The following is a 24,712-nucleotide window of genomic DNA, read 5'->3' as shown; positions in this document are numbered from 1 at the left end:
CGGCATAAAAAATAGAGAAATCCTAATTTGAATTCATTCAAATTAGGATTTCTCATTTATTGAAGCTAGTTATGTCCCAGCCTCTTCTATTTTTTATTTATTATCGCTACGGTGCATGATATGATCGATTAAACCGTATTCTTTTGCACGTTCAGCAGTCATGAAGTTATCGCGATCTGTGTCTCTTGCAATGACTTCAAGTGGTTGACCAGTGCGTTCAGATAAAATGCCATTTAATTTCTCACGTAAGAATAGAATACGTTTAGCAGCAATTTCAATTTCTGTCGCTTGACCTTGTGCACCACCTAATGGTTGGTGAATCATGACTTCAGCATTTGGTAAGGCAAAACGTTTACCAGGTTCTCCAGCTGCAAGTAGGAAAGCACCCATTGATGCAGCCATACCAATACAAATTGTTTGGACCTGTGGTTTAATGATTTGCATTGTGTCATAGATAGCCATACCAGCCGTAATGGATCCACCAGGTGAGTTAATATAAAGAGAGATATCTTTATCTGGATCTTCTGCCTGTAGGAAAAGAAGCTGAGCGACAATAGAGTTAGCAACATTGTCATCAATAGCACTTCCTAAAAGGATAATACGGTCTTTAAGTAGACGTGAATAAATGTCATATGCACGCTCACCACGACTAGTTTGTTCAATAACTGTAGGAATTAAATTCATGTTAAATCCTCCTTAAAAAGCTAAATTCGAATACCTTTGCTGAAAATTTTCCTTTGTATTTCAGCTGTATCCTTATCATACACATTATAGTCAGGGAAGGTCAAATATTAACCCTGCTAAAGTGAAATTAAAAAAATAAAAAGTTTTTGCATTCTATGGTTGAATTATATAGGATAGGCTTGTATAATGATTAAGGTTATAAGGTTTAAAGTACAGGTCACTATTTTGCAGGTATGCTTCAAAAATGAGGGTTATCTACATCATGCTTTTCGTAAGCCTAGAGTGAGTACTTTTTTTTTGTGTCTTTTGCCCTCGTGGTGTAATGGATAACACGTAAGATTCCGGTTCTTGCACTGGGGGTTCGATTCCCTCCGAGGGCGCCATTTTACAATTAAGAAAACCTTATTATATTTCGTAAAAGCCTCACAAACGTTCTTGTACCAACGTTTGTGAGGTTTTTTTACTTTTTAAAGATTGCGTGAGAAGTCGTTAAAAAACGATAGAAAAATGAACTACACTACACAAATACTACACATGCTACTCATCTTTTTTATCTAACATTTTCTTATAAATACTTAATGCTTTTTGTTCTTCACGTGTTCTAAGTTCTCTTAACACGTGAGCATAAGTGTGCATTGTTGTGAAAATGGTTTCATGACCAAGACGTTCAGAAACATATTGAGTATCTACGCCTTCATATAAAAGTACACTCGCATGAGTGTGTCGAAGTCCATGACATGTAATTTCTTGAATTTCAAGCACATTCAATATACTCTTTAATCGTTTATTAGCATCTTCATTTGTTACAGATTTAATATTCCCACCTACATAGAAAAATAAACCATATTCGTTATCTTTTAATTGTTTAGCATATTCCTCTAATAAGCGCATGACAATATCTTCTACTACAATGATTCTTTCAGATGATGTGTTTTTTAAATCCGTATACCCTTTCCCCTCTCGATAATCCCAAGCTTGAAAAATACTAATTGTATTTTCTTTAAAGTTAAAAGCAGGCTTTGTTAGGCCAACTAATTCACCAAAACGCATAATTGGATACCAATGACCCTTTGCCTCTACTTAGAGGGCATTATCAAAGGAGATGGCAAAAGCATGAATCCTAAAGGTGTTCTAACAAGAGAGCAAATGGCAACAGTTCTCAAACGTTACCATAATAAGTATATGAATTAACGTTTTGCTCATATTTGTAAACAGAATGAGAAAAAAATAGAAAGGAATCGAGAGTGAACTTCTCGATTCCTTATGTCTACAAGTCTGAAACAAGAGTAACGATTGCTACTCTTGTTTTTCAGTAAGTTGAATATTTGTAACATTTTTATTTTCATCCACCCATAAATAAACATCTTTAAATTTATGTGTAAAATATCTAATAGCAAATAAATCTTTCAAAGAATCATTCAAAACCCAACCATAAACGGGTAACATGAAAAATGATTGATTAGTAGGTGGGGACAAATAGGTTAACAAACCATCAAACTCATGATTATCATATTTCTCAATTTTCGATGCTTCTAATTTATAGGTTTTACGTGGTGTCCACTCATTAAGAGAATTTTCAGTTTCTAAATAAAAAAGGTTTTCTATAATTGGATTCTTATTATTATTTAGAATGTAGGTTATGGAATCTCTTTTCGGATTTTTTAACATTATTTCAACAGGATTATTATTTTCTGTTACCAATTTCACATCTTCGAAATGTGTTACCACGTTTCCTAATAACTCATCAGGAATACTTGATTCTTTTATAAAAATAGAAGTAAGTGAATCAGGCGAGGTTGCTGCTAATGAAATATAGAATTCTGTTAAAATTGAATATTTCCTTTGGATTTTTTCAAGATGTTCTATGTTCGTAATTCTAAATTCGTTAAGCCCATTATCAACTGTTGATAAGTCTACGTCACATTCTTTTAGCCAATCCATATTTTGAACTCCAATTCTATTTGATTTCAAAAACAGCTGGATCACTTACAACGGCACTATATACTCCATTTTTTGCAGTTGTAAAATTCCCTCCAAGGTACGCCTTATAATGGCCCTTCGGTAGTCTGAAACTTGCTTCATTACGAATAGTAGATGTAGCGATGTTTACAGGATATTTAAATGAAAAAGTAGTATAATCTTTGTATCCTCCATTTAACCAACCTTCATCTCTTTTAAGTGTCACAACTACGTTACTATAAGTGATAACATCTCCACCTACTTGGATTGTCCAAGGACAGAAAGCATCACTACCCATTACATAACAACTTATTGTTCCTCTAGCAAAATCTAAACCAAATGTCTGAATCTCATCTGATTGTTCGGACTGTTCAGGAGCAAATGTAGTTGAACCAATGTTTGATTGTATTGCTTCCTCATTTCCTTCGTAATTTTCAATTGATATTGGGTTGCTACTAATAAAATCATTGTTTTCGTTTGCAAATGATTTAGAAGGTGCAATCACAACTGTCAAAATTAGTAGTAAAGCTAGTGCAAAAATTTTCTTCATACTCTGATCCTCCATTTTAGTTAAAATTTAGAAATTATGAAATTTTCAACTACTATTCTAGCATATGTTTTCGAATAATGCTGAATTTTCGGACAATAAATTTCGACACATATCCTTAAGTGTAGAAAACTTGTTTAGAAATTATCATTACGGAACTAATAACAATGCCCAGGTACTCATTTATTTTTGAGCCTGGGCTTATTTCTTTAGTTGAAACTTATAGCTAAAATTATATCTATTAATATAGGGATAATGCTTAAAAAAGTTAAAAGGCCTTTTTTTATTAAAGGTCCTTTTTCAAATTTTGAACATAGTAAAGATGTATCGTTAGATACTGATATAATTTGTAATATTAATATTGAGAGAGAAAAAACTGCGGATGTAATATTAACTTGTAAAATAGGAGATTTAAAAGGTGTTAATTCCCCTTTTCAAGTAGATGTTACTATAATAGGGAATTTTAAATATAATAAAGACGCAAGTGATGGAATAGCTTTTGAAAATTTACTTTCTCCAAATGCAATTGCTATCCTATACCCTTATTTAAGAACAACTATCTCTACTTTAACTTCATTATCAAATGATTTTCCAACATTAAATATGCCTGTAATAAATATTGCAAAAATGATGGAAGATCATAACCTTATAGAAATAAAACACTTTGAGTAATATATGTAATACAAAGAGGCAGGGACAAAAAGAAAAAATGTTAGACCGATACAATTGGTCTAACATTTTTTTGATATTAAGGTTATTTAACTTCGTGAAGTGAGGTTTAGGACTGGCTGATCCCAACACCTACTAGGAACTGAAAATCCAGTCACAATACTTCGATAAGCGCCCAATTAGTGAAGAACGTAAACGGATGCTTTAAAAAAAATATCATGTTCAATAATTAATGGTTGGTAAATTAAAAAATATTGATTTATTTAATTTCTTTAAGCGCTTGATTCATCTGTTCTTCATTCGATTTTACAGATTCGCTATCTACAGTATCAGCACCACGATATGTGTATTTCATATTTTGGAGATAATCAAATGCAAAATCTTTCATAGGACCGTCGCTATTTTTTTCAACATATACGACTTAAAAATGTTTGTTAACATTCTTTCATGATTTTCAATTTCACTTAAATAGTTTCCTGATTTATAGTCGTTTATTATGTCATTTGAAAATTCTTTAATTTCATCATTAGTAGCATCATATTCCATTAGTATATTTTCAAGTGCATAGAATTTATCTGAAACAGAATAAGAGTTTGTTGCTAACGATATGATTCTATCAGTCCAGGATAACTCAACTGAATTTTCTGTAGTTGTAGATTTAGGTTCGTCTGTAGTATCAACTACTTCAGAAGTAGACACTTTCATCTTCTTTCTCCACAAGCTGTTAATAAAAATAAAGACAACATACCTAAAAATAAATATTTTTTCATATTTTTCTATTTCTATTTTAATAGTTATATATTAATGTACATATAAACAATTATAATTAAGGTTATTAGGGAAGTTAAAAACAAAATAAGTCACTCATATAGAACGAGTGACTATCAATGAAATCTACCTATATAAAAAATTTATTTTAAATATACAAGTTATCTATTGATAAAGAGAGTGAATCCTAGTAGAGTAAGAAAGGTAAAATTAAGTGCAAATAAATCATCGATATACTTGCGCAACACAAATGCTACACAATTGCCATATCGAACGTTGATATTATGCACTTTTACTATGCCCTCCGAGGGCGCCATTTTACTGATTAATTGATATACTGTTATAGCTCATCTCCTAATAAGTAGTTTAGCAGCCTGCTTACTGGAGATCGAGAGGAAGAATAAAGGGAATACTGTCCTAGTTGGCATTATTCCCCTATTTATTCCTTTCAAACCTTCAAAAAAGCAACAACTCCAAATTATTTTTTAGTGAACATACTGTACGTGAGACTAGAAATAGTCAAAAAAAAGAATCCTATCTGAGGGGATTCTTTTTTTTGACTAAATTTATCGAAATTTGGCATGGTTCTCATTGTATATATATTAGTTTTAGGTTAATTCTCTTGTTATTTATACATATTTTTTCAAATTATATGAATTTAATATAAATTTATATGAAAAAATATTTAATTTTATGCGAAAAGTTGTTGTCTAAATACTATAATGTTAATATAATTGACCTAATAGTCTAACATTTCCGAATTGCGAAAAATAATACGTAATTCGGAAAATTATCGAACTAGGGGGAAATACAATGAAAAAAACAGGTTGGATGTTACTGATGATAATTGCAGCATTAACATTAGCACTTGCAGGATGTGGTACAAAAGATGATGCATCTTCAGGTAGCTCTTCTTCAGAAGATGGTGGAGATGGCAAAAAAGTTTATAAAGTAGGTACTGAGGCCACTTTTGCACCATTTGAATCTGTTGACGATTCAGGGAAAATTGTAGGGATTGATGTCGATATTTTACAAGCTATTGCAGATGAGATGGACTTTGAGGTTGAGTGGAATAATATTGGATGGGAGCCTGTGTTCCAAACAATTAAAAACGGTGAAACAGATATCGGTGCTTCTGGAATCACAATTACGGAAGAGCGTAAAGAATCATTTGATTTTACAGAACCGTATTATGAGTCTCAGTTATTAATTGTTGTGAAAGAAGATTCAAAAATTAAATCTCTTGATGAATTAAAAGATAAAAAAGTATCTGTACAAATCAATGCTACTGGTCATATGGCGGCGAAAAAGCTACAAGGGGAAGCAAGTACAAATATTATGGCTTTTGAAAGTCAGCCAATCGCTATTCAAGAAATGTTAAATGGGAATGTTGACGCAGCTATCGGAGATAACGCAGTAGTTTATGAATATATCAAAGCTCACCCAGATCAAAAACTAAAAGTAATTGAAGATGATGCATTCGAAAAAGAATACTATGGCTTCATGGTTCAAAAAGGAAATAAAGAATTGCTAGATAAATTAAACGAAGGTCTTAAAAAAATTAAAGAAAACGGGAAATTAAAAGAAATTACAGGCATTGATTTTCAATAAAAATGAATGAAATGATGCTATTAACATAGTAACTGTGCTACGGCTCATTTATGAATTGTAATTAAAAGGGGAATGGGGTTTTCGGATGGACATCTTTGACTTACGCTGGGACATTGTCTGGAACTACCGAGATATGTTTATACGAGGTATTGGCGTAACACTTATTTTAACACTTAGTGGTTATTTTGGCGGTATTCTATTAGGGCTATTTTTAGGCCTTGGAAAATTATCGAGTAAGAAATGGATTTATTGGCCATCTAAACTATATATCGATTTATTCCGTGGAACACCGATGCTTGTACAAATCTTGTTAATTCACTTAGCAGTTATTCCAACAATTTTTGGTCATTCTTTAGGTTATATGGTATCAGGGATTACAGCGCTTATTTTAAACTGTGCTGCTTATAATGCGGAAATTTTCAGAGCAGGGATTCAAAGTATTGCAAAAGGGCAAATGGAGGCTGCTCGCTCTCTTGGATTAACGCATAACCAAGCGATGCGTAAGGTCATTTTGCCTCAAGCTTTTAGACGTATGATTCCGCCATTGGGAAATGAATTTATTGCATTATTAAAAGATTCTTCACTCGTAACTGTAATTGCAGCACCAGATATTTTATACGCTAGTAAGGTCGTAGCTGGTGCAAGCTTCCGCTTCTGGGAACCGTATATCGTTGCAGCATTATTATATTTAGTGTTGACATATGGTGTAACGAAGATTGTAGCATTTATCGAGAAACGATTTAGCAATAGTTATGTCCCTCGTAAAGCTAAGGTAGAAGGGCGGGAAGCAAGATGATAAAAATTGATAACCTACACAAATACTTTGGCAAGCTTGAAGTATTAAAAGGAATCGATTATGAAATTCAAGAAAAACAAGTTGTCTGTGTTATTGGGCCATCTGGTTCAGGAAAAAGTACATTTCTCCGTTGTATCAATATGCTAGAAGAAGTAACGGATGGTGCTATTTATATTGAAAATGTAAAAATTAATGATCCAAAAACGAATATCAATGAAATTCGTGCTGAAGTGGGTATGGTGTTCCAACAATTTAACTTATTCCCGCATATGACTGTTATCGATAATGTCACGATGGCACCTATGCAAATTCGTAAAATGAGTCGTACAGACGCAGAAGCTCTAGGACATGAGCTATTAAACAAGGTTGGGCTCGACAGCAAAGCCTATAATTATCCTGAGCAGCTTTCTGGTGGTCAGCAACAGCGTGTGGCGATTGCTCGTGCATTAGCAATGAAGCCAAAAGCTATTTTATTTGACGAACCAACTTCAGCCCTTGACCCTGAAATGGTAAAAGAGGTGCTCGATGTTATGAAAAATCTAGCAGCTGAAGGGATGACAATGGTTGTTGTGACACATGAAATGGGCTTTGCTCGTGAAGTAGGCGATCGAGTAGTCTTCATGGATGGGGGCTATATTGTAGAAGAAGGGTCTCCAGAGGAACTATTCGGTAATCCACAAAGCGACCGTACGAAAGCGTTTTTAGGAAAAGTATTATAAAGCAGAAAAAGCGAACGACATGCTCGTTCGCTTTTTTGTGCTAAAAACAGCAGAGCATGGTGAATATTCACCATGTTCTGTTCTTATTTAATGAAGGGGATTAGATGTTGTGTCGAATGCATTCAGCATCGTTTGCATATCCTGTTGAGAATACTGAGGCACCTGATAATAGCCGTGTTTGTTTTGATAAATGGATAATTCGTATCCCATTTCAATGCAGTTAGGAATACTATCTGCAACAACGCGACGAACTACAGGGTTTGTTGTCTCCAACGCAGCAGTTGTCATACATTTTGCTGCTCCTTTTTGAGCACCGAGTAAAAATCCAGAGATAGCTTCATCATTAATTTCATTAGCGTTTTGCATTGGCTTTTTTGGTTGACCAGGGTTTAGGCCATATTTGAAATCATTTCCTGTTTCCATCTGGTAGCGTCCTGTTGGAACAGATGGATCGTGTCCTGTTTTAAAGGACTCAACGATCGTATTGTACATACCAAGAGTGAAATTATATTGGCGATCCAAGATGTTGAGTAATTCAGGATCTTTTACATGGGGACGCAAAATAATCGCTTGGTTCATACCTGCAATAATTTCGCCAATTGTTTCATGCATGTCCATCATTTCATGTCCACCATGATTTAGGCTATGTTGTTGATTTAAATTTGTTTGGTTTGATGATTCATTGTAAAACGATTGTGACAAAAAAAACGCCTCCTCAATAATTTTTTGTTGCAGTATTTAGTATGGCGCGTCAATTCGATTTCATACGGTATAAATGTAAAGGTAAAAATGTAGACTAAAGATAGAAGGAAAAGCAAGTCAAGGAGGCTTAAAATTGAAAAAGTTACTTGGACCAATTGGAATAATTGTCATCATTCTTGTTGTAATCGCCTTATTATTTATACCTAAATATAATAGCCTGGTGACAGCTGAGGAAAATGTTGATTCTAAATGGGCACAAGTTGAAAATCAGCTCCAACGTCGCTATGATTTGATTCCCAATCTAGTGGAATCTGTGAAAGGCTATGCGAATCATGAGCAAGAGGTGATAGCAAATATTACGGAGGCACGTGCACAAATGGGAAATGCAAGCTCACCAGAGGAGCAAGCTGTTGCCAATGATGCTTTAACTGGCGCTCTTAGTCGTTTACTAGTAGTTGTAGAAAATTACCCAAACTTAAAGGCAGATGCAAACTTCCGCCAGTTAATGGATGAGCTAGCAGGTACCGAAAATCGTCTGGCTGTAGCACGTGAGGATTACAATAATGAGGTGCAGCAATTTAATAAACAGGTTAAACGTTTCCCAGGGAATTTAATGGCAGGGATGTTTGGCTTTGAACAAAAACAATACTTTAAAGCCGCAGCAGGAGCTGACAAAGCACCATCTATCGATTTTAGTCAATCGGGTACACATTAATGAAACGTTGCATTATACAGATGATCATCGTTTGTTCGGTGCTTCTTTTTTTCTCGAATCTAGCAGAAGCAACGATGCCATCACCGATGAAAAATACGTATATACATGACTTTGCCAATGTACTTTCTGTCAATGTCAAAGAAGAGCTAAATCATTATTCCGAGCAGTTGGATCAAGGCACTGGTGCTGAAATCATGGTAGTCACAGTTGATAGTCTTCATGGACAAGAGCCGAAAATGTATGCGACAAAATTGATTCGTTCATGGGGCATTGGTGACAAGGAAAAAAATAACGGTGTCTTGATTTTAGCTACCTTTGGTCAAGGGGAAGGAAATAACGACGTTGTAATTGCCGTGGGCCAGGGATTAGAGGGAGTATTACCAGATGGTAAATTAGGACGCATTTTAGATAATGCATTTTATCCCTCAGCAAGTACTGGTAATTTAGATCAAGCTTTTCAAGCAACCTATTCTGAAGTTTTTCGCGCTGTTGCCCAAGAGTATAATTGGAGCGGTGATTTGCCAGCGCAATCAAAAGAAGAGGATGACATACCCACTTGGTTATTTATCCTAATCATTATCGTTGTTATTATTATCTATTCATTCTTTTCGAAAGGTGGCGGAGGTCCTCGCTCTGGAGGCTATGGCGATTATCCAGGTAGTTTTGGTGGCGGACATTCGAGTAGAGGGGGCTTTGGCGGATTTGGTGGCGGATCTTCTGCTGGTGGGGGAGCAAGCAGGAAATTTTAATAGAGGTAATGGCGAACTATTCTATTTAGTTCGCTTTCATTTTGGCTGAATAAAAAAACTCTCAATTATTGACAAAAATGCTAGAATTGTTATGATTTAAATATATCGACAATCGATATAACGTAAACTGATATAGGGAGGAATCATTTTGAAAAAAAGATTTTTATCTGCATCGTTAGCGATCATTTTAACAACCTCTGTGGTTATTCCTGCAACCATGCAAGATGTTCGTGCTGCCAATGAAACAAATAGCAGTGTAATAGCACAAGAAGAACGTGTATCAGCGCAGGAATTTTTGAATTTAGCTGTAACAACTTTAACATTCCAGCACGGATCAGATTCAATGCGTCAACAAATTATTGATAAATGGGTAAAGGCTGGAGAATTCACAGATTTAAGTTTGACTATTAAACGTGATGAAGTGGCTCGTATTTTAGTTAGAGCGTTAAATAAAGAAGAAAAAGAGACTTCACTTGCTGAGTATTTAGATAAGGCCAATAAGATTGGTTTATTTAATGGTTTATCATTAAATACAGAAGCAATTTCAAAACAAGATGCAGTAAAAATTTTAAACAATGCAAAACAAATAAAAAATGGTTCTAATCATGAAGGTGTAAAGGAAATTTCAGTTGAAGACTTTATGAAAAATCCTGGAAATTTTGGTTATGAACTTTCGCCAGATGGCAATTACATTACTTTTTCTTCTGCTTGGGAGAACAGATCCAATGTTTTCGTGAAAAAGATGAATGATGATAGTGAGCCTGTTCGTGTTTCGAATTCAAAAGATCGGGACGTTGCAGGATTTTTCTGGAAGGATAATAATTTACTATACGTAAAGGATAAAGGTGGAGATGAAAACTTCCATATTTATTCTACAACATTTAATGGCTCTGAGGAAAAAGATCTAACACCATATCCAAACGTCACAGTTGGGATATTAAGTGGCCTACAAGGTGTTAAAGATGAAATACTTATCATGATGAATAAGGAAGATGCAACAGTTTTTGACGTCTACAAGCTGAATGTAAAGACTGGTGAAACAACTCATGTTGCAAAAAATCCAGGTAATATTACAAGCTGGCTAGCAGATCGCAATGGAAATGTGCGAATTGCCATAGCCTCAGATGGTGTGGAAGGAACGATTCTTTATCGAGATTCTGAAAAGGATGAATTCAAGCCATTTATTGAAATGGAAGCTGGAGATGAAGTAATGCCACTAGCATTCTCAAAAGACAATCAATACATTTATGCTACATCAAACAAAGGTAGAGACAAAGTAGAAGTTGTGAAATACGACTTAAAAGGTAATGAAGAAGTAATTATGTCTAATGATCAGGTAGATGTTTCGGGTGTCTTATATAGTGCCGAACACGATAAATTGCTATATGGTGCATATATAACAGATAAAACACATTACCAATTCTTTGACGAGAACTTTGAAAAGCTTTTCCGTAAAATTCAAAGCAAGCTGAATGTGCATGAAAGTGAGCTTGGTATCAATGATTACAATAAAGAAATGACAAAATTTATTGTGAGTGTTTCAAGTGATACTGTCTATGGAAAATATTATTATTACGATTCTACGACAGATGAATTAACCGAGTTGGCCACTTTAAGCCCTTGGTTAAATCCGAATGAACTTGCAGAAATGCATCCAATTTCATATAAGAGTCGAGATGGTTTAACAATCAATGGCTATTTAACTTTACCGAAAAATAAAGAAGCGAAAGATCTCCCTCTTATTGTCAATCCTCATGGTGGGCCGTGGGCACGTGATATGTGGGGCTTCAATCCAGAAGTACAATTATTAGCTAATCGTGGCTATGCAGTGCTACAGGTGAATTTCCGTTCGTCAACTGGATATGGTAAAGAGTTCCTTCAAGCTGGTAATAAGCAATGGGGTCTGAAGATTCAAGATGACATCACTGATGGTGTCCAATGGGCAATTGACCAAGGCATTGCAGACCCTGATCGCATCGGTATTTATGGAGCATCCTTTGGTGGTTATGCAACATTAGCGGGTATTACGTATACACCTGATTTATATGCTGCTGCAGTTGATTATGTAGGGGTATCTAACATATTTACATTATTAAATACCATCCCTCCTTACTGGGAAACTATGCGTAACATGTTTTATGAGCGCGTAGGCCATCCAGAGAAAGACAAAGAATTGTTAACTGCTGTTTCACCTGTTTTCCATGCAGATAAAATCAAAACACCATTATTTGTCGCTCAAGGAGCAAATGACCCGCGTGTGAACAAAGCAGAATCAGATCAAATTGTGGAAGCCTTACGCGCTAGAGGTGTGGATGTAGAGTACATGCTAAAAGATAATGAAGGACATGGCTTTGCAAATGAAGAAAATAGAATTGAATTCTATAATGCCATGGTAAAATTCTTCGATAGTCATTTAAAATAACTTAAAACGAAAGGCATTGATGTGTAGCTTACTCACAATCAATGCCTTTTTTAATTACAATAGGTGAATGGGCTTTGGATAGCGCGTTTTACGTTCAAATGATGAAATGCACAGTGCTAGTTCCTCAATACCAGTATAAATGAATGGTTCATCAACCTGAGAAATACTTAAACGAATAAGATTATCCTTTTTAAATTCTGGTAGAAACATTCTAGCAGCGTCATCCATCAATATATTTTTTTCCTTTAATAAATGAACTATCTGCCTAGCACTTACTTTATCAGGAAGAACAATGGAAAGATAAAAGCCTGATACTGGTTTCGTATAGTTAGTAGGGGGAGGAAGTAATGATTCACAAGCCTCCTGTAAAATGCTCATTTTTCTTACATAAAGCTCTTTAATCTTTTTAATATGACTATTAAACATACCGCTTTTTAAATAAATGTCTAAGGCACCCTGCGAGAGAACAGAGCTATTGAAATCAGCACTAAATTTATATCGTAGGAAATGATTTGTCATTAAAGTGGGAAGGACGACTGTTGCTACTCTTAAACCTGGAAGAAATACCTTTGAAAAGCTTTTAATATAAATAACCCTGCCAGAGGGATTAAAAGAAAACAACGGATCCGCTTTTGTGTCAGGATCTAAATCTCCTAAAAAATCATCCTCCACAATATAAACATCATATTTTTCTGCTAATTCCACAATCTTTCTTTTTTCGTCATTTGTATAGCTATGACCAAGAGGATTATGGAATCTCGGCACAGTATAAAAAAACTTAATGTCATTATTGCGAAAAATATAGTCAAGACGATCTAAATCAATGCCCTTCATTGTTAAATCAATCCCAAAAGTTTTAACTTTTTGCAGATGGGCAGATTCTATAAAACCAAAATAGGTAGGCTGTTCTATTAATATATTATTTTTACCATTCGGAAATGGCATCGTCGCTAGCAAATGTAATGCTTGCTGTGAGCCCGAGACAACAAATAATCGATCAGGTTCAGTAAAGACCTGTAAGTTCTGCAGATACTTAGCCAATTGTACACGTAGTGAGTAAAGCCCTTGCTGATCAATATAACTAAATAATTCTTCTTTATATGTGTCAATAGCTTGATTGATGCAATGCTGAAATTCAATATAGGGCATAATGCTTTTGTCTGGACCAGCAGATAAAAAATCAATAACTTGTTGGTGTGTACTCGGTTGCTCTATATTATTCACAACATAGTAGCCACTTTTGGGTTTGGAAAAAATAAGATGCTCCTTTTCTAACTCATTATACGCTCTTATCACTGTATTTTTACTGCAGGAAAATTGCTCAGATAGTTGTCGTACGGAAGGTAGTTTACTGCCTGCAATGAGCACACCGTTAGCAAGCTGCTCTTTAATGTCCTCTATAACCTCTAAATATTTTGCAATCATCATCTTTCCTCCTTTATCTGTACCAGGACAGTTGGTAGAAAATTCTGTTTATTTTTTAGGTAGCGCCACTTACTATGGATTATACCAGGGACAGATGGAGAGGAAAATGAAAGGATGAGAACATGCAGGAAAAAAGAAAAGAAAAAATAGGTTTGCTGTTATGGTTTGTGGGCGTAATTTGCTTTAGTCTAACGTTACCCGCAACAAGTACAGCTGTACCATATTTTGGGGCGACAATCGTAGGATTGGGGAGAGCTGTCATTGCGGCGTTCATCGTAGCCATTGTTTTACTTGTAAGAAAAGAAAGACTACCTACTGCTAGACAATTTAAAAGCTTGATAATAGTATCCCTTGGGGCTGTATTAGGGTTTCCTTTACTTACATCTTGGAGCGGTAGAATTAGCACTTTTACCTTTAGCGACTGCGGGCTTTGCTTTATTCAGAGCAGGTGAATGTCCCTCATTTAAGTTTTTGTTATCGAGTGTTATTGGGGCTATAGCCGTTATTATTTATGCTAGCTTTTTAGGCTTAGGCCAATTACATATGGCAGATCTAGCATTATTAGCAGCAGTTGTAATATTAGGTCTTAGTTATGCAGAAGGAGGACAGTTAGCGAAAGAATTAGGGAACTGGCAGGTGATTGCTTGGGCTATTTTGATGGCGGCTCCTTTTTTTATTGTCCCTGTCATTTCCCATTTTTCCTTGGAAATGCTACATGCCCCTCTTACAGCGTGGGTTAGCCTGTTATATTTAGCTGTTGTCAGTCAGTTTCTAGCATATGTCGCTTGGTATGGTGGAATGGCTTTAGGAGGTATTGCAAGAGTTAGTCAGATCCAATATTTACAGCCATTTTTAATGATTCTTTTTGCTACGCTATTTTTAAATGAATCCATCTCTTGGTTTACAATTGTCGTGGCAATGATTGTCGTGATTTCCGTCATTGTTGGCAAAAAAACAACCATTACAAATAAGGAAGATAAGACAGCACAAATAAACATCATTAAAGAATAGCAGGCATTTCTTCAATACTACATCGTTTATAATAAAAGAGGAGGTGCTATTTATGAAGATTCAATTTTTTAGTCGGGCGAATTGTCCTTTATGTGTAGAAGGATTACAGACATTAAAGCTTGTTCAGGAAGATGTTCTATTTGATATTGAAATAATTGATATTGAGCAGGATGATCGCATACATGAAAAATATATGCTAATGATTCCGGTAGTTGAAAAAGATGGTGATGTCATTCAGTATGGTCATTTAGATTATGCCACGTTAATGGAGCGATTAGGCAGTTAATCTGCTTAAGGTATAAAGAGTTATTAACGGTATAAAAGACTTTATTATTTAGGTATTAATCTCACAATTCACAAATTGTTCAATGAAAGCGGTTTGAATTTGAACAGTTTGTGAAGACCTTCACATTAGTCTTTCTTTTACTAAAAATCGGAGTAGAATAGGTATCAAGTAAGAAGTTGTTATAAAACAGTTTAACGAATAGATCACAAATTTTAGTGGTTGTTATATTACAAAAATGAATGATGTGAAGGGAGATTTTACAATGTGGGTTATTACAGTATTTGAGAAAAAGGACGTTCGAATTTTTGAGTTTACTAATAAAACTGAAGCAACAAAAGCTTTAGAAGGTTTTAAAAAGAATGCGATTTTATCCTTTACTAAATAAATACAACAAAGTCTTGTAGCTGTTTTTATAGCTATGAGGCTTTTTTTTATCCAGAACAATACAACTACTTGCACTTTAAAACAATGCATATTATAATAAAACCATAAGTGGGACACAAAATAATTAAGTGGGATAAAAAATAACCCAATACTATTAATTAGGGGAGTAGATAGATATGTTAACTGTTCCAGAGGCACAGCAAAGGCTACTTCCTGAAATGTATCCGCTTCTACAAGCAAGATATCGAATATTGCAAGCCGTTCAACTCATGCAACCAATCGGACGACGTACACTAGCTGATTCACTGAAAATGACAGAAAGAGAAATACGCAAAGAAACTGATATTTTACGTGAACAAGGGTTATTAGATGCGCAAAAGTCGGGTATGGTATGTACAGATGATGGTGAAATAGTCATTGAAAAATTAAGAGCCATCGTTTATGAATGGTCTGGTTTAACCCAGCTTGCAAAAGTGCTTGAAAGACACTTTGGCATCCAACGTGTAGTCGTAGTTCCTGGTGATTACAATGAGGATCATACAATCCTAACCATGCTAGGCAAAGAAGCAGCATTGCAATTTATGTCAACTGCTTTTGAAGAGCAAGTTGTAGCTGTCACTGGCGGAAAATCTGTTGCCTCTCTTGCGCAGTTTTTACATCCTTTAGACGGACAAAAGAATATTACTTTTGTAGCTGCACGCGGGGGGATTGGACATGAAATGCAAATGCAGGCCAATACACTTGTTGCAACATTTGCCATGCAAATGGAAACACAATACCGTACTCTATTTTTACCAGAGCATTTAAGTGAGCAAGCGTATCAAGCGATGCTAACAGAGCCGATGGTTACAGAAATGATGGCCTTCTATGATCAAGCAGATTGCGTCATTCATGGGATTGGCTCCGCAGAGGAAATGGCTATTCGTCGTAACTCATCTCCTGAGGATTTGCGAATTCTTGAGGAAAAAGGTGCTGTGAGTGAGGCTTTTGGCTATTATTTCAATGCCGATGGAGAAATAGTACATCGTATACGCACAATTGGTATCCAGCTTGAGCAGGTACAAAACAGTGAACAGGTCATTGCAGTTGCAGCAGGAAAACAGAAGGTCAATGCAATGCTTTCTTATTTTAAAGTAGCACCTAAGCAAACTATATTTGTAACAGATGAAGCAGCGGCCAAAGCAATTGCTGCTAAAATATCTTCTATAGAAAATAAGCATCTTGAATGATGGCAAAGTTGTAAACATGTCACTCGATCTCAGAAAGTGCTAAAGCATTTTTTGAATGAGCATAAAGTAAATTTTGATGTCTCTACTCATAGAGACAGACATCACACATTATTGGAGGAATTAACAATGGCATTAAAATTAGCGATTAATGGATTTGGACGTATTGGACGTTTAGTATTTCGTGAGGCAATGAAGCATGATGAATTTGAAGTAGTAGCCGTAAACGACTTAACAGATGCTGGTCAGCTTGCGCACTTATTGAAATATGATTCAGTACACGGTATCTATGATGCTGAAGTCAATGCAGATGAAGATTCTTTCGTAGTAAATGGTCAACGTGTAAAAGTATATGCTGAAAAAGATCCTGCACAATTACCATGGGGCGAATTAGGCGTAGATGTAGTGCTTGAATGTACGGGTCGATTCCGTTCAATGGAAGAAGTAGGCAAGCATATTGAAGCAGGGGCGAAAAAAGCGATTCTATCAGCACCAGCAAAAGGGGCAATGCCTACATTTGTAATGGGTGTAAACCATGAGGATTATAACCCAGCAACTGACGATGTGATTTCCAATGCTTCTTGTACAACAAACTGTCTAGCACCAGTAGCTAAAGTGCTTGATGAGAAATTTGGCATTGAACGTGGTATGATGACAACAATTCACTCTTATACAAATGACCAACGAATTCTAGACTTCCCACACTCTGATCCTCGTCGTGCACGTGCTGGAGCGGTGTCTATGATTCCAACAACAACAGGTGCAGCAGTAGCTGTATCAAAAGTATTGCCACAGTTAAAAGGTAAGCTAGATGGATTCTCTATGCGTGTGCCAACACCTAACGTATCATGTGTTGACTTAGTTGTAGAACTAAAAGCAGATGTATCGAAAGAAACAATTAATGCAGCATTAAAAGAAGCTTCTGAAAATGAATTAAAAGGCATTTTAGATTACAATGAGCTACCATTAGTATCAATTGATTATAACGGTAACCATTATTCTTCTACGGTAGACGGCCTTTCAACAATGGTGTTAGAAAACAAAATGGTGAAGGTTTTAGCTTGGTATGATAACGAAATTGGTTACTCTACTCGCTTAATGGACCTAGCTTTATACATTGCTGAACAAGGCTTAAACCATAAATAAGTATCATATTTCGACATTTTGAGTAAAAAGTGTGACATATTACTGCTTTTTATGCACAAAAAGTATAGCCTTTATAATATCGAATAGATATAATATACAAGGGTATTGGGAGTAAGGGATAACCCTTACTCCTTTTTTCTAGATTCAGGAGAAACGCCCACCTCTATAGATGGTGATTCATTGATGTAAAATCACCGACTGAATTAAGGTAAAAGCCTCAGCGAATGTCACAGATTTTGAAGAGGAACAAGTTCGGAAAATTCTGGAGGCAAATACACTGAGGCGTAATTGATACATGTTGATTGCAAGACATCGCAGTTAACTTTTGCTACTATAAAAACAAGTATTAGGGTTCATTATCAAAAGTTGGAGAATCATCCTTACACGAGATAGTGACGCTGAAAAGTACCAAAATGACTATTCAATTTAGTAAGCATGGTGTAGAGCCAAGATGGGTAAAACACAAGAGTGTAAGACTAAAACAAACTTTGAAGGGAGTTTCTTCATGTTAAATAAGAAAACAATGAAAGATATTGATGTAAAGGGTCAACGCGTTTTTATACGTGTAGATTTTAATGTGCCAATGGCAGATGGGGCTATTACCGATGAAACGCGTATACGTGCAGCGATTCCTACAATTGAGTATTTAGTAGAGCAGGGTGCTAAAGTTATCCTAGCTTCTCACTTAGGTCGTCCAAAAGGTGAAGTAAAAGAGGATATGCGTTTAACAGCTGTTGGCATTCGCTTAGCAGAATTAATGGGCAAGCCTGTTACGAAGCTTGATGAATCCATCGGGCAAGCAGTGGAAGAAGCCGTTGCAAACATGCAAGATGGAGACATACTACTGCTTGAAAATGTACGCTTCCATGCTGGTGAAGAGAAAAATGACCCAACATTAGCACAGCAATTTGCTCAGCTAGCAGATATTTATGTTAATGATGCTTTTGGTGCAGCCCACCGAGCTCATGCTTCTACAGAAGGAATTGCTAAGCATATTCCAGCTGTATCTGGATTCTTAATGCAAAAGGAATTAGATGTACTAGGTAAGGCCTTGTCTAACCCTGAGCATCCGTTTACAGCCATTATTGGTGGTGCCAAAGTAAAAGATAAAATTGGTGTCATTGAAAGCCTATTAGAAAAAGTAGATCACTTAATTATCGGTGGTGGTTTATCCTTTACATTTATTAAGGCACAAGGCCACGATATCGGTAAATCATTGCTAGAGGAAGATAAAATTCAGCTAGCAAAGTCCTTTATTGAGAAGGCAAAAGCAAAAGGTGTGCAATTACATATGCCAGTCGATGCTGTTGTGGCAAATGAATTTTCACAGGATGCTGAAACACAAATCGTTGATGTAGATGCTATTCCAGCTGATTGGATGGGGCTAGATATTGGACCTAAAACGGCTGCAAACTATGCAGAAGTTATCAAAAACTCTAAATTAATCATTTGGAATGGACCAATGGGTGTCTTTGAAATGGACAAATTTTCAAACGGCACAAAAACAGTTGCTGATGCAATGGCAACAACAGCTGGCTACACAGTAATCGGTGGCGGTGATTCAGCTGCGGCAGTTGAAAAATTTGAAGTAGCAGATAAGATGGATCACATTTCTACAGGTGGTGGTGCTTCCTTAGAATTAATGGAAGGCAAAGAGCTTCCAGGGATTGTAGCACTAAACGATAAATAAGCTAATCGGAGGCAAAATGATGCGTAAACCAATTATTGCAGGTAACTGGAAAATGTTTAAAACATTTGAAGAGGCTATTCAGTTTGTAGATGCTATACAAGAAAAACTTCCTTCCAATGACAAAGTAGATGCTGTTATTTGCGCACCAGCTCTGTACCTACCTACACTTGTGCAAGTTGCTAGTGAGTCAGAGCTGGCAATTGGTGCACAAACTATGCACTATGAAAATGAAGGTGCTTTTACGGGTGAAATTAGTCCAGCACAGCTAGCAAGTGTGGATGTTGACTATGTCATTTTAGGACACTCTGAACGTCGCGAATACTACAATGAAACAGATGAAGCGATTAATAAGAAGGTAGCTGCAGCACTTGCCCATACTATCGTACCTATTATTTGCTGTGGCGAAACACTAGAAGAACGTGAAGCAGGCACAACAGAGCAAAAAGTGGCAGGCCAAATTAAAGCGGCACTTGCTGGGTTTGACGCACAGCAAGTAGAGCATATGGTCATTGCGTATGAGCCGATTTGGGCGATAGGTACAGGTAAAACGGCTACGGCAGACGATGCAAATCAAGTATGCGGAGCGATTCGAGCAGTAATAGAGGAACTATATAATGCTGAAACTGCGAATGCTGTGCGCATTCAATATGGTGGCAGTGTTAAGCCTGATAACATTCAGGAGCTTTTATCGAAAGAACATATTGATGGTGCTTTAGTTGGTGGAGCAAGCTTACAACCAGAATCTTATTTAACATTATTGGAGGCGGCAGCAAATGCCTAAAAAGCCAGTAGCATTAATTATTTTAGATGGCTTTGCATTTCGAGATGAAACATTCGGGAATGCAGTAGCACAGGCGAATAAGCCAAATTTTGATCGATATTGGCATCAATTTCCTCATGCGACATTAACAGCAGCAGGAGAAGCCGTTGGATTACCTGAAGGACAGATGGGGAATTCCGAGGTGGGGCACCTAAATATCGGTGCAGGACGTATCGTATATCAAAGCTTAACACGCTTAAATAAATCTATTCGTGATGGAGATTTCTATACGAATCAAGCCTTTTTAGATGCAGTAGCACATGTGAAAGCTCATCAGTCAAAGCTACATGTTATGGGCTTATTATCAGACGGTGGTGTTCATAGTCACTATGAGCATATGTTTGCACTATTAAAGCTAGCTAAACAGCAGGGATTAGAGGAAGTTTATGTACATGGCTTCTTAGATGGTCGTGATGTTGGTCCAACAACAGCATTAGACTATATCGAAGAAACTGAAAAGCAAATGGCTGAAATAGGTATAGGGCAATTTGCTTCGATTCATGGACGTTACTATGCAATGGATCGTGATAAACGTTGGGATCGTGTTGCACTGACTTATAATGTACTGGTGGATGGCGTCGGTCAAACAGCAGAAAGTGCTAAAAGTGGTGTAGCAGCATCCTATGAGCGTGAGGTAACAGATGAATTTGTCATCCCATTTAGCATTCAAGAGCATGGCGAGCCAGTAGCAACAATTGGCGATCAGGATGCAGTGATTTTCTTTAACTTCCGTCCTGATCGTGCAATTCAGCTGTCAACAGTTTTTACAAATGAAGCATTCGATGGCTTTGCTATATCTGCAAATCATCCAAAGAATTTAAAATTTGTGTCCTTCACACACTATAGTGATGAAGTCAACGCACAGGTTGCTTATGAAAATGACAACTTGAAAAATACAATTGGGGAAGTATTAGCGACGAATGGGAAAACACAGTTGCGGATTGCGGAAACTGAAAAATATCCACATGTTACATTCTTTATGAGTGGTGGACGTGAGGAAAAATTCCCTGGTGAAGAACGTATTTTAATTGCTTCTCCAAAGGTGGCGACATACGATTTAAAACCTGAAATGTCTGCCTATGAGGTGACAGAAGCCTTACTTGCAGAAATTGCGGCTGAAAAATTTGATGGCATTATTCTTAACTTTGCCAACCCTGATATGGTTGGTCATAGTGGAATGCTGGAGCCAACAATTAAAGCCATTGAAGCAGTAGATGAATGCTTAGGGAAAGTAGTAGACGCCCTCCTTGCAAAAGGTGGCGCAGCTATTATCACAGCTGACCATGGCAACTCTGATGAAGTGTTAACTTTAGCTGGAGAGCCAATGACAGCTCATACAACAAATCCTGTTCCAGTAATTGTGACAAAATCAAATATAATGTTAAGAAATGGTGGTATTTTAGCCGATTTAGCGCCAACCATGTTAGAATTATTAGAGGTGTCACAGCCTACTGAAATGACAGGACAATCATTAATTGAAAAAGAGGAGAATTAATTATGCCATTTATTACACAAGTTTATGCGCGCGAAGTTTTAGACTCACGTGGGAACCCAACAGTAGAGGTTGAAGTATTTACAGAATCAGGCGCATTTGGCCGCGCAATCGTACCATCAGGTGCATCAACAGGTGAATACGAAGCGGTAGAATTACGCGATGGTGACAAATCTCGTTACCTAGGCAAAGGTGTATTAAAAGCAGTTGAAAATGTAAACACAATTATTGCGGAAGAATTAGAAGGTAACTATTCTGTTCTTGATCAAGTAGTCATCGACAAAGCTTTAATCGAGCTAGATGGCACGGAAAACAAAGGCAAGCTTGGTGCCAACGCAATTCTAGGTGTATCCATGGCAGTTGCACATGCTGCGGCAGATTATTTAGATGTACCTCTTTATCAATATCTTGGTGGGTTCAATTCTAAGCAATTACCAGTACCAATGATGAACATCCTAAACGGTGGTGCTCACGCAGATAACAATGTAGACATTCAGGAATTCATGGTTATGCCTGTTGGTGCAGAATCATTCCGTCATGCATTACGTATTGGCGCTGAGATTTTCCATAGCCTAAAAGCTGTTCTAAAAGCAAAAGGCTACAACACAGCAGTAGGTGATGAAGGTGGTTTCGCACCAAACCTAGGCTCAAACGAAGAAGCGATTACAGTGATCTTAGAAGCGATTGAAAAAGCAGGCTACAAACCAGGTGACGAAGTGAAACTTGCAATGGACGTAGCATCCTCTGAACTATTCAATAAAGAAGATGGCAAATATCACTTAGATGGTGAAGGTGTTGTCAAAACTTCTGAAGAAATGGTTGATTGGTACGAAGAGTTAACAAATAAATACCCAATCATTTCAATTGAAGATGGCTTAGACGAAAACGACTGGGCTGGACACAAGCTATTAACAGACCGTATCGGCAAACGCGTACAATTAGTAGGTGATGACCTATTTGTAACAAATACGAAAAAGTTATCAGCAGGTATTGAGCAAGGTGTAGGAAATGCAATCCTAATCAAAGTAAACCAAATCGGTACGTTAACTGAAACATTTGAAGCAATCGAAATGGCCAAACGTGCAGGCTACACAGCAGTTATTTCTCACCGTTCTGGTGAATCAGAAGATGCGACAATCGCTGATATTGCTGTTGCAACAAATGCTGGTCAAATTAAAACAGGTGCTCCATCACGCACAGACCGTGTAGCTAAATACAACCAACTTCTTCGCATCGAAGATCAACTTGGTTCAACAGCAGAGTATCTTGGTTTAAATTCATTCTATAACTTAAAATAAGTATTTGATTGAAGCGAAAATGCTTTGAACTTAGTAAAACAAACACAGCTTTTATATTTGAACCTCTGATTTATAAGTGTGATAAACACTTGTAGATTGGGGGTTTTTTCGTGCTGATTAAAGATTTGTTGAAAGAATTTACATTCGCATTACAGATTAAAAATTATTCAATCAGAACAATAGAAACTTATAACTACAATACAGCTCACTTCATTCAATATCTTAAAAAATATATTCAACAACAATTAATTCTTGGTAAAAAGGCGACTTACCTATATTAAGTCGTTGGGGTGTTTTACACGTATTTGGTTGAGAAAGAATATGTCACTCAAACATCATGGTACGCTCCGAATTGTTGTGTCATGAACCTTGGTGAAAAGGATACGAATAGTAATCGCACTCTTAGAGAGCAACTATGACGGACTTACCTATATTAACGCATACAAAATTGTATTAATTGTATTTAACGAACGCAATTTTGCGTTGGTACCTACTGTATACAATGTACATACCATTATCTACGAACAGGGTTTTTCATTGAACCTTATTTCAATATTCTGTTATTATTACCCTAATTACATAATATAAACCAATACATAATGATATAATATTATAAATGACAATGAGGAGTTAATGACATGAAGAGAAAAACAAAATCTGCAATTGTTATCATTGCAATATTGGTCATTTTTGGAGGGATTTTTGGTTACATTAAATCCACTGAACAAATGGAAAAACCTGTTACAAAAAAAGAAAGAGCCACTATTGTTGTTGACGGAGCACCGCTTGAAGATAAAAAAGTTACAAAAGAAGAATTGCTTTATCCTGACAATTTAGTGGAAAGCAAAGTAAATGAAACCATCCATAGCATGTCCCACCAAAAAGTGAAAGCTGCTTCTCAATGGGGTCGTGAGCGAATAACACAAGAAAAAGTTGACCGATTGTTAACTGTAGTTAAAATGAACGATTATAAATATAAAGAACTTTACATTTCAATATTGGAAAGATGGTCGAAAGGTGATTTTTCAAACGCCGTTGATGACCATAACAAAATTTGGGAAATGCAAGGTGGCGATGACACGACAAATTCAGGAAGAGCAACTCGTTTATTATCGCCCGAGGAAGAAGAGCAGTATATTGAACAATTTTACACAGATGAAAAATAGGTGAAGCTTTGAATTGTATGCAAATCTTTCTGTTTGTAATCATTAATATTTATTACACAAAATCCACCAATTATTAAGATACAAAAAAATTATTGATGGAGGGTTTTAGTTATGAACGAAGAAAGAAGCGGCACAAGCAAGCCAATACGGGTGCAGGTTTCAATATCGTAGCGCAAGAGGTAAGGAAGCTTTCTAGTGAGACAGCTACAGCAACAGAACAAATTGAAACCTCTCTTAAAACGATTACGAGTAATATTCAAACACTGATGGAAAGCATGGAGCAAATTGAAACAGCCACCAATGATCAGGCAGAGCAGGTTCAACATTTTAGGGAAGCCATTGAAAAACGAAATGAGAGAACCGAGCAAATGGCGCTTTACATAAAAGGTCTCTTACGATAATAAGAAAGGACAGTCTACTATATTAG

Annotated in this window: 25 protein-coding genes, 1 tRNA gene and 1 pseudogene; 20 read left to right on the top strand and 7 right to left on the bottom strand. The window is 36.4% G+C overall.

The features are described from left to right. Positions 1-93: 93 nt before the first annotated feature. A complete protein-coding gene (gene clpP / locus LCP48_RS19140; RefSeq protein ID WP_004228025.1) occupies positions 94-684 on the bottom strand; it encodes an ATP-dependent Clp endopeptidase proteolytic subunit ClpP in 591 nt (196 codons plus the stop codon). A gap of 308 nt (positions 685-992) precedes the next feature. Here clpP and LCP48_RS19135 point away from each other — a divergent pair. Then, a tRNA-Arg gene (locus LCP48_RS19135) sits at positions 993-1,067 on the top strand. A gap of 154 nt (positions 1,068-1,221) precedes the next feature. Here LCP48_RS19135 and LCP48_RS19130 read toward each other — a convergent pair. After that, the gene (locus tag LCP48_RS19130) at positions 1,222-1,734 is read right to left on the bottom strand and encodes a site-specific integrase (RefSeq protein ID WP_004228027.1); all 513 of its coding nucleotides are present in this window, start codon (positions 1,732-1,734) and stop codon (positions 1,222-1,224) included. Positions 1,735-1,746: 12 nt separating this feature from the next. Between LCP48_RS19130 and LCP48_RS23555 the strand changes: the two genes are divergently transcribed. Further along, the gene (locus tag LCP48_RS23555; RefSeq protein WP_370568728.1) at positions 1,747-1,875 is read left to right on the top strand and encodes an S-layer homology domain-containing protein; all 129 of its coding nucleotides are present in this window, start codon (positions 1,747-1,749) and stop codon (positions 1,873-1,875) included. Positions 1,876-1,980: 105 nt separating this feature from the next. Here LCP48_RS23555 and LCP48_RS19125 read toward each other — a convergent pair whose 3' ends face one another. Continuing rightward, positions 1,981-2,625, bottom strand: coding sequence for a hypothetical protein (locus LCP48_RS19125; protein WP_004228028.1), 645 nt, complete (start codon positions 2,623-2,625; stop codon positions 1,981-1,983). Between the two features lie 16 nt (positions 2,626-2,641). Further along, complete coding sequence (locus LCP48_RS19120; RefSeq protein ID WP_004228029.1) at positions 2,642-3,193, bottom strand: hypothetical protein; 552 nt, start codon at positions 3,191-3,193, stop codon at positions 2,642-2,644. Between the two features lie 252 nt (positions 3,194-3,445). Here LCP48_RS19120 and LCP48_RS19115 point away from each other — a divergent pair, with 252 nt between their 5' ends. After that, positions 3,446-3,862: a protein-export chaperone SecB gene (locus tag LCP48_RS19115; protein ID WP_009373252.1), complete on the top strand. Its 417-nt coding sequence runs from the start codon at positions 3,446-3,448 to the stop codon at positions 3,860-3,862. A 381-nt stretch (positions 3,863-4,243) separates the two neighbouring features. Here LCP48_RS19115 and LCP48_RS19110 read toward each other — a convergent pair whose 3' ends face one another. After that, positions 4,244-4,564, bottom strand: coding sequence for a hypothetical protein (locus LCP48_RS19110; RefSeq protein ID WP_004228032.1), 321 nt, complete (start codon positions 4,562-4,564; stop codon positions 4,244-4,246). 876 nt (positions 4,565-5,440) lie between these two features. Here LCP48_RS19110 and LCP48_RS19105 point away from each other — a divergent pair. The 3 genes from LCP48_RS19105 to LCP48_RS19095 all read left to right on the top strand — a co-directional run bounded on the left by LCP48_RS19105 (position 5,441) and on the right by LCP48_RS19095 (position 7,753). Then, the gene (locus LCP48_RS19105; RefSeq protein WP_004228033.1) at positions 5,441-6,238 is read left to right on the top strand and encodes a basic amino acid ABC transporter substrate-binding protein; all 798 of its coding nucleotides are present in this window, start codon (positions 5,441-5,443) and stop codon (positions 6,236-6,238) included. Between the two features lie 85 nt (positions 6,239-6,323). Next, positions 6,324-7,034: an amino acid ABC transporter permease gene (locus tag LCP48_RS19100; RefSeq protein WP_004228035.1), complete on the top strand. Its 711-nt coding sequence runs from the start codon at positions 6,324-6,326 to the stop codon at positions 7,032-7,034. Further along, positions 7,031-7,753: an amino acid ABC transporter ATP-binding protein gene (locus LCP48_RS19095; protein WP_004228036.1), complete on the top strand. Its 723-nt coding sequence runs from the start codon at positions 7,031-7,033 to the stop codon at positions 7,751-7,753. The genes LCP48_RS19100 and LCP48_RS19095 overlap by 4 nt, the downstream gene beginning before the upstream one ends. Before the next feature lie 87 nt (positions 7,754-7,840). Here LCP48_RS19095 and LCP48_RS19090 read toward each other — a convergent pair whose 3' ends face one another. Beyond that, a complete protein-coding gene (locus LCP48_RS19090; protein WP_004228038.1) occupies positions 7,841-8,455 on the bottom strand; it encodes a spore coat protein in 615 nt (204 codons plus the stop codon). A 133-nt stretch (positions 8,456-8,588) separates the two neighbouring features. Between LCP48_RS19090 and LCP48_RS19085 the strand changes: the two genes are divergently transcribed. The 3 genes from LCP48_RS19085 (at position 8,589) to LCP48_RS19075 (ending at position 12,341) form a co-directional block, all read left to right on the top strand. After that, positions 8,589-9,170: a LemA family protein gene (locus LCP48_RS19085; protein ID WP_004228041.1), complete on the top strand. Its 582-nt coding sequence runs from the start codon at positions 8,589-8,591 to the stop codon at positions 9,168-9,170. Further along, positions 9,170-9,919 (top strand): TPM domain-containing protein, encoded by a 750-nt coding sequence (locus LCP48_RS19080; protein ID WP_216485884.1) that lies wholly within the window; start codon positions 9,170-9,172, stop codon positions 9,917-9,919. Before LCP48_RS19085 ends, LCP48_RS19080 begins: the two co-directional genes overlap by 1 nt. A gap of 148 nt (positions 9,920-10,067) precedes the next feature. Next, positions 10,068-12,341 (top strand): S9 family peptidase, encoded by a 2,274-nt coding sequence (locus tag LCP48_RS19075; protein ID WP_225340460.1) that lies wholly within the window; start codon positions 10,068-10,070, stop codon positions 12,339-12,341. 54 nt (positions 12,342-12,395) lie between these two features. Here the strand turns inward: LCP48_RS19075 and LCP48_RS19070 are convergent, their stop codons facing one another. Beyond that, positions 12,396-13,766, bottom strand: coding sequence for an aminotransferase-like domain-containing protein (locus LCP48_RS19070; RefSeq protein ID WP_225341052.1), 1,371 nt, complete (start codon positions 13,764-13,766; stop codon positions 12,396-12,398). A gap of 122 nt (positions 13,767-13,888) precedes the next feature. Between LCP48_RS19070 and LCP48_RS19065 the strand changes: the two are divergent. From LCP48_RS19065 to LCP48_RS19020, 11 genes and pseudogenes are all read left to right on the top strand, one after another. Continuing rightward, positions 13,889-14,777: pseudogene (locus LCP48_RS19065) on the top strand (DMT family transporter). Positions 14,778-14,829: 52 nt separating this feature from the next. Continuing rightward, positions 14,830-15,063 carry a glutaredoxin family protein gene (locus tag LCP48_RS19060; protein ID WP_004228053.1) on the top strand — a complete coding sequence of 78 codons (234 nt, stop codon included), beginning with the start codon at positions 14,830-14,832 and terminating at the stop codon, positions 15,061-15,063. A gap of 262 nt (positions 15,064-15,325) precedes the next feature. Continuing rightward, positions 15,326-15,448, top strand: a complete 123-nt coding sequence (locus LCP48_RS23380; RefSeq protein ID WP_004228055.1) for a hypothetical protein — start codon at positions 15,326-15,328, stop codon at positions 15,446-15,448. 175 nt (positions 15,449-15,623) lie between these two features. Then, on the top strand, positions 15,624-16,676 hold the full coding sequence (locus LCP48_RS19055) for a sugar-binding transcriptional regulator (RefSeq protein WP_004228058.1): 1,053 nt from the start codon (positions 15,624-15,626) through the stop codon (positions 16,674-16,676). Positions 16,677-16,802: 126 nt separating this feature from the next. Further along, complete coding sequence (gene gap, locus LCP48_RS19050) at positions 16,803-17,819, top strand: type I glyceraldehyde-3-phosphate dehydrogenase (RefSeq protein ID WP_004228061.1); 1,017 nt, start codon at positions 16,803-16,805, stop codon at positions 17,817-17,819. Positions 17,820-18,324: 505 nt separating this feature from the next. Next, on the top strand, positions 18,325-19,509 hold the full coding sequence (locus LCP48_RS19045) for a phosphoglycerate kinase (protein WP_225340459.1): 1,185 nt from the start codon (positions 18,325-18,327) through the stop codon (positions 19,507-19,509). A 19-nt stretch (positions 19,510-19,528) separates the two neighbouring features. Continuing rightward, positions 19,529-20,290, top strand: a complete 762-nt coding sequence (tpiA, locus tag LCP48_RS19040) for a triose-phosphate isomerase (protein WP_004228066.1) — start codon at positions 19,529-19,531, stop codon at positions 20,288-20,290. Next, positions 20,283-21,824, top strand: coding sequence for a 2,3-bisphosphoglycerate-independent phosphoglycerate mutase (gpmI, locus tag LCP48_RS19035; protein WP_216485888.1), 1,542 nt, complete (start codon positions 20,283-20,285; stop codon positions 21,822-21,824). Before tpiA ends, gpmI begins: the two co-directional genes overlap by 8 nt. 2 nt (positions 21,825-21,826) lie before the next feature. Then, positions 21,827-23,119 carry a phosphopyruvate hydratase gene (gene eno / locus LCP48_RS19030; RefSeq protein ID WP_004228070.1) on the top strand — a complete coding sequence of 431 codons (1,293 nt, stop codon included), beginning with the start codon at positions 21,827-21,829 and terminating at the stop codon, positions 23,117-23,119. A gap of 638 nt (positions 23,120-23,757) precedes the next feature. Beyond that, complete coding sequence (locus LCP48_RS19025; RefSeq protein ID WP_004228076.1) at positions 23,758-24,285, top strand: DUF6241 domain-containing protein; 528 nt, start codon at positions 23,758-23,760, stop codon at positions 24,283-24,285. A gap of 95 nt (positions 24,286-24,380) precedes the next feature. After that, on the top strand, positions 24,381-24,686 hold the full coding sequence (locus LCP48_RS19020) for a methyl-accepting chemotaxis protein (RefSeq protein ID WP_225340458.1): 306 nt from the start codon (positions 24,381-24,383) through the stop codon (positions 24,684-24,686). Positions 24,687-24,712 lie beyond the last annotated feature (26 nt).

The sequence above is a fragment of the Lysinibacillus capsici genome (assembly GCF_020217405.1).
Classification (GTDB): domain Bacteria; phylum Bacillota; class Bacilli; order Bacillales_A; family Planococcaceae; genus Lysinibacillus; species Lysinibacillus capsici.
The sequence above is the reverse complement of the archived record's forward strand: the minus strand, read 5'-3'. Positions and strand labels throughout refer to the sequence as shown.

What these genes read in the sequence shown, in the direction of transcription:
- clpP (WP_004228025.1), bottom strand. Translation starts at nt 684, where the DNA reads ATGAATTTAATTCCTACAGTTATTGAACAAACTAGTCGTGGTGAGCGT.
- LCP48_RS19130 (WP_004228027.1), bottom strand. Translation starts at nt 1,734, where the DNA reads ATGCGTTTTGGTGAATTAGTTGGCCTAACAAAGCCTGCTTTTAACTTT.
- LCP48_RS23555 (WP_370568728.1), top strand. Translation starts at nt 1,747, where the DNA reads ATGACCCTTTGCCTCTACTTAGAGGGCATTATCAAAGGAGATGGCAAA.
- LCP48_RS19125 (WP_004228028.1), bottom strand. Translation starts at nt 2,625, where the DNA reads ATGGATTGGCTAAAAGAATGTGACGTAGACTTATCAACAGTTGATAAT.
- LCP48_RS19120 (WP_004228029.1), bottom strand. Translation starts at nt 3,193, where the DNA reads ATGAAGAAAATTTTTGCACTAGCTTTACTACTAATTTTGACAGTTGTG.
- LCP48_RS19115 (WP_009373252.1), top strand. Translation starts at nt 3,446, where the DNA reads ATGCTTAAAAAAGTTAAAAGGCCTTTTTTTATTAAAGGTCCTTTTTCA.
- LCP48_RS19110 (WP_004228032.1), bottom strand. Translation starts at nt 4,564, where the DNA reads ATGAAAGTGTCTACTTCTGAAGTAGTTGATACTACAGACGAACCTAAA.
- LCP48_RS19105 (WP_004228033.1), top strand. Translation starts at nt 5,441, where the DNA reads ATGAAAAAAACAGGTTGGATGTTACTGATGATAATTGCAGCATTAACA.
- LCP48_RS19100 (WP_004228035.1), top strand. Translation starts at nt 6,324, where the DNA reads ATGGACATCTTTGACTTACGCTGGGACATTGTCTGGAACTACCGAGAT.
- LCP48_RS19095 (WP_004228036.1), top strand. Translation starts at nt 7,031, where the DNA reads ATGATAAAAATTGATAACCTACACAAATACTTTGGCAAGCTTGAAGTA.
- LCP48_RS19080 (WP_216485884.1), top strand. Translation starts at nt 9,170, where the DNA reads ATGAAACGTTGCATTATACAGATGATCATCGTTTGTTCGGTGCTTCTT.
- LCP48_RS19070 (WP_225341052.1), bottom strand. Translation starts at nt 13,766, where the DNA reads ATGATTGCAAAATATTTAGAGGTTATAGAGGACATTAAAGAGCAGCTT.
- LCP48_RS19060 (WP_004228053.1), top strand. Translation starts at nt 14,830, where the DNA reads ATGAAGATTCAATTTTTTAGTCGGGCGAATTGTCCTTTATGTGTAGAA.
- LCP48_RS23380 (WP_004228055.1), top strand. Translation starts at nt 15,326, where the DNA reads ATGTGGGTTATTACAGTATTTGAGAAAAAGGACGTTCGAATTTTTGAG.
- LCP48_RS19055 (WP_004228058.1), top strand. Translation starts at nt 15,624, where the DNA reads ATGTTAACTGTTCCAGAGGCACAGCAAAGGCTACTTCCTGAAATGTAT.
- gap (WP_004228061.1), top strand. Translation starts at nt 16,803, where the DNA reads ATGGCATTAAAATTAGCGATTAATGGATTTGGACGTATTGGACGTTTA.
- LCP48_RS19045 (WP_225340459.1), top strand. Translation starts at nt 18,325, where the DNA reads ATGTTAAATAAGAAAACAATGAAAGATATTGATGTAAAGGGTCAACGC.
- tpiA (WP_004228066.1), top strand. Translation starts at nt 19,529, where the DNA reads ATGCGTAAACCAATTATTGCAGGTAACTGGAAAATGTTTAAAACATTT.
- gpmI (WP_216485888.1), top strand. Translation starts at nt 20,283, where the DNA reads ATGCCTAAAAAGCCAGTAGCATTAATTATTTTAGATGGCTTTGCATTT.
- eno (WP_004228070.1), top strand. Translation starts at nt 21,827, where the DNA reads ATGCCATTTATTACACAAGTTTATGCGCGCGAAGTTTTAGACTCACGT.
- LCP48_RS19025 (WP_004228076.1), top strand. Translation starts at nt 23,758, where the DNA reads ATGAAGAGAAAAACAAAATCTGCAATTGTTATCATTGCAATATTGGTC.
- LCP48_RS19020 (WP_225340458.1), top strand. Translation starts at nt 24,381, where the DNA reads ATGGAGGGTTTTAGTTATGAACGAAGAAAGAAGCGGCACAAGCAAGCC.